At 56.8% G+C, this 5,849-nt stretch carries 8 protein-coding genes and 1 other RNA gene; 6 read left to right on the top strand and 3 right to left on the bottom strand.

Annotation, left to right across the window (positions count from 1 at the left end):
- Positions 1 to 810, top strand: an 810-nt coding sequence (locus tag AC221Y_RS19345; protein ID WP_486708076.1) for a PLP-dependent transferase, incomplete at its 5' end; no start/stop codon positions are given.
- A gap of 53 nt (positions 811 to 863) precedes the next feature.
- Entirely contained in the window at positions 864 to 2,156 is a 1,293-nt protein-coding gene (gene pncB, locus AC221Y_RS19340; protein WP_299758243.1) for a nicotinate phosphoribosyltransferase, read from the top strand.
- Here the strand turns inward: pncB and AC221Y_RS19335 are convergent.
- Positions 2,153 to 2,848 (bottom strand): endonuclease/exonuclease/phosphatase family protein, encoded by a 696-nt coding sequence (locus AC221Y_RS19335; RefSeq protein ID WP_299758241.1) that lies wholly within the window; start codon positions 2,846 to 2,848, stop codon positions 2,153 to 2,155. The two genes, pncB and AC221Y_RS19335, sit on opposite strands and share 4 nt — an antisense overlap.
- Before the next feature lie 58 nt (positions 2,849 to 2,906).
- Between AC221Y_RS19335 and AC221Y_RS19330 the strand changes: the two genes are divergently transcribed.
- A complete protein-coding gene (locus AC221Y_RS19330) occupies positions 2,907 to 3,566 on the top strand; it encodes a DUF2238 domain-containing protein (RefSeq protein WP_486708075.1) in 660 nt (219 codons plus the stop codon).
- The gene (locus AC221Y_RS19325; protein ID WP_299758236.1) at positions 3,566 to 3,805 is read left to right on the top strand and encodes a hypothetical protein; all 240 of its coding nucleotides are present in this window, start codon (positions 3,566 to 3,568) and stop codon (positions 3,803 to 3,805) included. Before AC221Y_RS19330 ends, AC221Y_RS19325 begins: the two co-directional genes overlap by 1 nt.
- Here the strand turns inward: AC221Y_RS19325 and ssrS are convergent.
- Positions 3,804 to 3,961: non-coding RNA, 6S RNA (gene ssrS, locus AC221Y_RS19320), on the bottom strand. The two genes, AC221Y_RS19325 and ssrS, sit on opposite strands and share 2 nt — an antisense overlap.
- A gap of 101 nt (positions 3,962 to 4,062) precedes the next feature.
- Here ssrS and AC221Y_RS19315 point away from each other — a divergent pair.
- Positions 4,063 to 4,527, top strand: coding sequence for an MmcB family DNA repair protein (locus AC221Y_RS19315; RefSeq protein ID WP_299758234.1), 465 nt, complete (start codon positions 4,063 to 4,065; stop codon positions 4,525 to 4,527).
- Here AC221Y_RS19315 and AC221Y_RS19310 read toward each other — a convergent pair.
- The gene (locus AC221Y_RS19310; protein WP_299758231.1) at positions 4,505 to 4,711 is read right to left on the bottom strand and encodes a DUF6324 family protein; all 207 of its coding nucleotides are present in this window, start codon (positions 4,709 to 4,711) and stop codon (positions 4,505 to 4,507) included. The genes AC221Y_RS19315 and AC221Y_RS19310 overlap by 23 nt on opposite strands.
- A 118-nt stretch (positions 4,712 to 4,829) precedes the next feature.
- On the opposite strand from AC221Y_RS19310, the gene AC221Y_RS19305 reads away from it, so the two are divergent.
- Positions 4,830 to 5,735 carry a bifunctional helix-turn-helix transcriptional regulator/GNAT family N-acetyltransferase gene (locus tag AC221Y_RS19305; protein ID WP_486708074.1) on the top strand — a complete coding sequence of 302 codons (906 nt, stop codon included), beginning with the start codon at positions 4,830 to 4,832 and terminating at the stop codon, positions 5,733 to 5,735.
- The last annotated feature ends 114 nt before the right edge of the window (positions 5,736 to 5,849 follow it).

Raw genomic sequence — 5,849 nt, 5'->3', positions numbered from 1 at the left:
GGCGGCTACATCACTGACCTCGACGCCATTGGCGAATTGGCCAATGACGTGGGCCTGCCGCTTATCGTCGACAACACATCGGCCACGCCGTACCTCTGCCGACCGATTGAACATGGTGCGACGCTTGTTGTGAACTCAACGACAAAATACCTCACCGGCAATGGCACCGTGACTGGCGGCGCAATTGTAGACAGCGGCAAGTTCGACTGGGCGGCTTCCGGCAAGTTCCCCTCGCTCGCATCACCTGAAGCTGCCTACCACGGCCTCAATTTCTACGAAGCTCTGGGCGGAATGGCGTTCACATTCCACTCGATCGCTGTCGGTCTGCGCGACCTTGGCATGACGATGAACCCGCAAGGCGCGCACTACACGCTGATGGGCATCGAGACGCTGTCGCTGCGCATGGACAAGCACGTGGCCAACGCGCAAATAGTCGCGAATTGGCTTGAAAACGATCCTCGGATCGAAAAAGTCACCTATGCAGGTCTCAAAAGCTCGCCCTACTATGACCGCATAGAGCGCATTTGCCCCAAAGGTGCAGGTGCGCTGTTCACCTTCGCAATCAAAGGAGGCTACGACGCCTGCGTGAAGCTGATCGACTCCGTTGAACTGTTCAGCCACGTCGCCAACCTTGGCGATGCGCGCTCGCTGATCATCCACTCGGCGTCCACAACGCACCGCCAATTGTCGGACGAACAGCGCGTCGCTGCTGGCGCTGACAACAATGTCGTGCGCGTGTCGATTGGCATTGAAGACCCGGCCGATATCATCGCCGATCTTGATCAGGCACTTGCAAAAGCCACGGCTTAACGGATCGACCGGGGCGGCCCTCCTGCCCCGGTCCTGCTCCTTAAGGGAATATCATGGTCGACATCGCCACCCGAGTCTGGAACCACAAGTGGAAGATCGACCCGATTGTACGCTCGCTGATCGACGACGACTTCTACAAATTGTTGATGTGTCAGTCGGTGTTTCACAACCACCCCGACACCCGCGTCACCTTCAGCCTGATCAACCGCGCAAAGCATATTCCGCTGGCGAATCTGATCGACGAAGGCGAGCTGCGCGAACAGCTTGACCATATCCGATCCCTGTCCCTCAGCCGTGGCGAAAGCACCTGGCTGCGCGGCAATACCTTCTACGGCAAACGCCAGATGTTCAGCTCGGACTTCATGACATGGTTCGAAAATATGCGCCTGCCAGACTACCACCTCGAACGCGTCGGCGATCAGTATGAGCTTACTTTCGAAGGCTCCTGGCCCGAAGTTATGCTCTGGGAAATCCCCGCCCTTGCCGTCTTAATGGAGCTGCGTGGCCGCGCGGTTCTCAAAGACATGGGCCGGTTCGAGCTTCAAGTGCTTTACGCTCAGGCCATGACCCGCGTCTGGGAAAAAGTCGCGGGTTTGCGCGGCATCGACGACCTTCTCCTCGCCGATTTCGGCACGCGGCGTCGCCACTCGTTCCTGTGGCAGGACTGGTGTGTGCAGGCGCTCAACGAAGGGCTTGGAAAAAATTTCATTGGCACTTCCAATTGCCTGATCGCCAAAAACCGCGATCTCGAGGCGATCGGCACAAACGCCCATGAATTGCCGATGGTCTACTCCGCATTGGCCACTTCGGATAAAGACCTCGCTCAAGCCCCTTACGATGTCCTCGCCGATTGGCAGGAAGAACACGACGGCAACCTGCGCATAATTTTGCCCGACACCTATGGCACCGAGCGGTTCCTTCAAAATGCGCCGGACTGGCTCGCAGGCTGGACAGGCATTCGCATCGATTCCGGCGATCCTGAAATCGCAGCGGAAAGCGCGATACGTTGGTGGAAAGATCGCGGCGAAGACCCGTCAGAAAAGCTGATCATTTTCTCCGATGGCCTCGACGTCGACAAGATCATAGAACTTCATGGCAAATTCTCGGGCCGCGTCCGCGTCAGCTTCGGCTGGGGCACGATGCTCACTAACGACTTCCGTGGCCTCGTCCCAAACGACGCGCTGGCGCCATTTTCAGTGGTCTGCAAAGCCGTCTCGGCCAATGGCAATCCGACAGTGAAACTCAGCGACAACCCGCGAAAAGCCATGGGCCCCAATTCCGAGATCCAGCGCTATAAGCGTGTTTTCGGAGTCGGTGAACAGGAAGCGCAAGACGTCATCGTCTAGACGGCAACCTTCACCCTTGCTGTGATCGGAAGGTGGTCCGACGCAACCCTGGTCAAAGACGTCTCAACAACCGCGGCATCCCGTAAAGTGACCCTGGGACCTAAAGCGAAACGATCCAACGCAGCCACGGGGCGAGACGCGTGGAAGGTCGCGCCGGGTGCATATACTTCGTAGTCAGGCAAGGCTGAAAAACCACCGGCCGCGCCCCACTCATTGAAATCGCCAAGGATCACCGTCGGACGATCGCCCATTCTGGACATCCGATCCAATATGGCGCGGTATTGTTGCCCCCGCGAGCGGCTCAAAAGCCCCAAGTGTACCGCCACAATCCGCATATCGACGCCGTCCCTGACAATGTCTGCGATGACTGCACCGCGTGGCTCAAGCCCTGGCAAATCCAACACCTGAACACCGCGGCATTCCACGTCCGGCCCCAAAAGTACTGCATTGCCATGCCATCCAAGGCTGACATCGTTTCGTCCGGCGCCAATCGGGGTGTAGTCCGTTTCGCTTTTAATCATCCAAAGCGGCAATGCCGCGGGACGACGTCCAAGCCTGCGATCTGCCTCCTGCAACGCCACCACATCCGCACCAAGGCCGTTCAGACCCCGCAGAATGCGCAGAGGGTCACGCTTGCGATCCAAGCCAACGCATTTACGAATGTTCCAACTGGCGAGCGTAAATTCATCCATGTTCAAAACTGCGGCGCTCTCCTTTTGTCGGCTCTGTTGATCACATAAGATCGAATTTATGAATTTCGAGTGCGTCCGATACCTGACCCCCGCGGTTCGGGGACCTCTGGCCGTTGCCTCTGGCGTCGCGCTTTTGACGCGGCAATGTACAAATGCCTTCGTGATCATCACCGCCCTCATCCTTACTTTGTTACTAAGGATCTTTTCCAACCGCTTTCATATCCAACTTCCACTCAGCTTCCTCGCCGCAATTTTTCTCTTCCTTTTTGGAGCACAGTTCTTAGGTGAATTATCTTATTTCTATAATAAATTTTGGTGGTGGGATGTCCTTTTGAGCAGCAGTTCCACCGTGGGTTTCGGTATCATCGGCTTCCTATTCGTCTGCTATCTCTTCCCGGGCGATCGCTACGACGCGCCTCCCTCGACCCTTGGGCTCATTGCCTTTACCGTCGCGCTTTCCATCGGTGCGCTTTGGGAAATATTCGAAATCGCGATGGATCGAATATTTAGGCTGAACATGCAGAAAAGCAGCCTTGTCGACACCATCTGGGATCTGATCGTCGACACGATCGGGGCCAGTTTCGGCGCGATCTCCGGCTTTTTCTGGCTCAAAGGTCAAAGCGTCGGGCTTTCCGGCATGATCGAAGAGTTCGTCCAGAACAATCGATCGCTTTTCAGACGCCTCGGTATTAGGTCAAAAACAGGGAAGAGTGATTGATGCCCCCGCTGGTGCGTCTGTTCATTCGCCAGGGCCTCTTCGGTCTGGCGCTCGGCATCGTGTTCGCAATGCTTGTTGTCGGTTTCAACGTCGCCAATCTGCGCCACCTCGTCGTGAAGGTCGAAGGAGGTACGCTGGCGTTCTGGCTTTTGGCGTTTTTCAGCGGCTCGGTCTTCGGCGGCGCACATATCGCCATCACGGTGATGATGATGGCCGGCAAGGAAGACGGAGAAGAGTGACGGGACCACCGCGACCGTAAGGGTGCTTAAATTCCCGAAGACCTGTATGTACAGGTGGGCGCCAGGTAAACAGACCAGGGTCCGCACAGAGCCAGCTCCCTAGGAATTGAGTAAGGCCACTGGAATTTGACCCGGACACGAGAAGGGCAGAACCGTCACCACTCAAATAGGCCCCCCATCGGCCCTAGACAAGGGGCCAAATCCGCCCAGCACTAATCAGTCTTGATAAATGTTTACCTTTTGTTCAAAAATGTCAGATGCCCGACGATCTGTCCCTTCCCGAAAAGAAACCCGGCCAGCTTTTGGCCCGTGGTGTCTGTCGGCACTTATCTAGCCATGACTTTGTCACGGTCGAAGAACTGACGCCAACCTCTGGCCTGCGCGTTGACGTTATGGCGCTTGGCCCGAAAGGCGAGGTTTGGGTGATCGAATGTAAATCCAGTCGCGCTGATTTTCAGTCTGACAACAAATGGCAGGGCTACCTAGAATGGTGCGACCGCTTTTTTTGGGCTGTCGACGAAGACTTCCCGACCGACCTGCTGCCGGACGACACCGGCCTCATCATCGCCGACGCCTACGACGCCGAAATCCTGCGCATGGCGCCAGAGGAAAAGATCGCGCCTGCGCGGCGTAAAGTGATGGTGCAGAAATTCGCCCGCCACGCCGCCACAAGATGGCACGCGGCGCGCGATCCCGACTTTATCCCTTCTTGGGGCCTTTAGAAGACATCGCGCGCGCGCGCGCTGCTGCCGCCCTAATTTCTTCCGCGATCTCTTCGGCCTCTTCCGGATCGAAATCCATCGGGATATCGATCCCATTGCCTTCGATATAGAGACGCACCATCCCAAGCTCGGTGGGACCAATCTGCAAATTGGCTTCGATCTCTTTTTCGCTGTTGATGCCCATGTGCGGCCCTCCTGACGCCGTGGCCTAGCTTTGACCGCCGCCAGACGCAAGGTGATCAATACTTGACAAAATCAAGTAGACTGCAAAATATTTGATAAAATCAAGGAATAATGCTCCCGTGCACACCAAAGACATCGCTCGCATTCGCCGCTTTAACCGCCACTATATCACACAGCTTGGCCTGTTCGCACGGGACGACGTCGGCGAAGGGCTCAGCGTTTCGGACCTGCGGGTGTTCTTCGAAATCATCGACGACCCCGGGCTCACCGCGCGCCAACTCTCCGCCGACCTTGATATCGACGAAGGCCAGATCAGCCGCATTCTGAAGCGCTACATTGACATGGGTTGGCTAACCCGCAAACGATCGGCAGACGATGCCCGTCGCAAACAGATTGAAATCACCTCAGAAGGCCGCAAACTCTATGAAACGCTGAACGCGCGTGCAGATGAAAAAACTCTCCTACGGCTGCGGGGCGCTGACCCCGCAGCCGTAGCCAACGCCATGGACGGCATCCTAGACCTTCTGCGGCCGACGGAACAAACAGGAGTGGCCATCCGAGACATCAGTTTTGGTGACCCCGGCTGGGTCGCCCAGCGCCACAGCGAAACCTACAGCGTGGACCCCGGCTTCTCTCCTGAATTCGAACTATTCGTCTTCGACATCATGGCCAATTTCGTTCGAACCAAAGACCCCGCCCGCGAACGCGGCTTCATCGCCCACCGAAACGGTCACCGACTTGGAAGCATCTTCTGCATGGCGTCTGACGTCCCAGACCACGCTAAGCTTCGCCTTTTCTTCGTCGAACCGATAGCCCGAGGCCTCGGACTTGGGCGACGCCTCATGGACGACTGCCTCTCGTTCGCGCGTGGTGCGGGCTACAAACGCATGACGTTGATGACCCATGAAACTCAATCCACGGCACGTCAGCTTTACGTGCGCTATGGCTTCAAATGCACGTCAGCCACCCCAGTTCACAATTTCGGTCGTGATGCCCTCGAAGAAATTTGGGGCGTCAATCTGTGACCAACCCTCTTGCAATCGCAACGCACTGGCGGTAATCCGTCCCCGCGTGCCGCCTTAGCTCAGTTGGTTAGAGCACTGGTTTGTGGAACCAGGGGTCCCCCGTTCAAGCCGGGG

The organism is Boseongicola sp., from assembly GCF_057460485.1.
This window is presented reverse-complemented; position numbering and strand designations above follow the sequence as displayed.

Coding starts and splice junctions, on each gene's coding strand:
- pncB (WP_299758243.1), top strand. CDS start 864: ATGGTCGACATCGCCACCCGAGTCTGGAACCACAAGTGGAAGATCGAC.
- AC221Y_RS19335 (WP_299758241.1), bottom strand. CDS start 2,848: ATGGATGAATTTACGCTCGCCAGTTGGAACATTCGTAAATGCGTTGGC.
- AC221Y_RS19330 (WP_486708075.1), top strand. CDS start 2,907: ATGAATTTCGAGTGCGTCCGATACCTGACCCCCGCGGTTCGGGGACCT.
- AC221Y_RS19325 (WP_299758236.1), top strand. CDS start 3,566: ATGCCCCCGCTGGTGCGTCTGTTCATTCGCCAGGGCCTCTTCGGTCTG.
- AC221Y_RS19315 (WP_299758234.1), top strand. CDS start 4,063: ATGCCCGACGATCTGTCCCTTCCCGAAAAGAAACCCGGCCAGCTTTTG.
- AC221Y_RS19310 (WP_299758231.1), bottom strand. CDS start 4,711: ATGGGCATCAACAGCGAAAAAGAGATCGAAGCCAATTTGCAGATTGGT.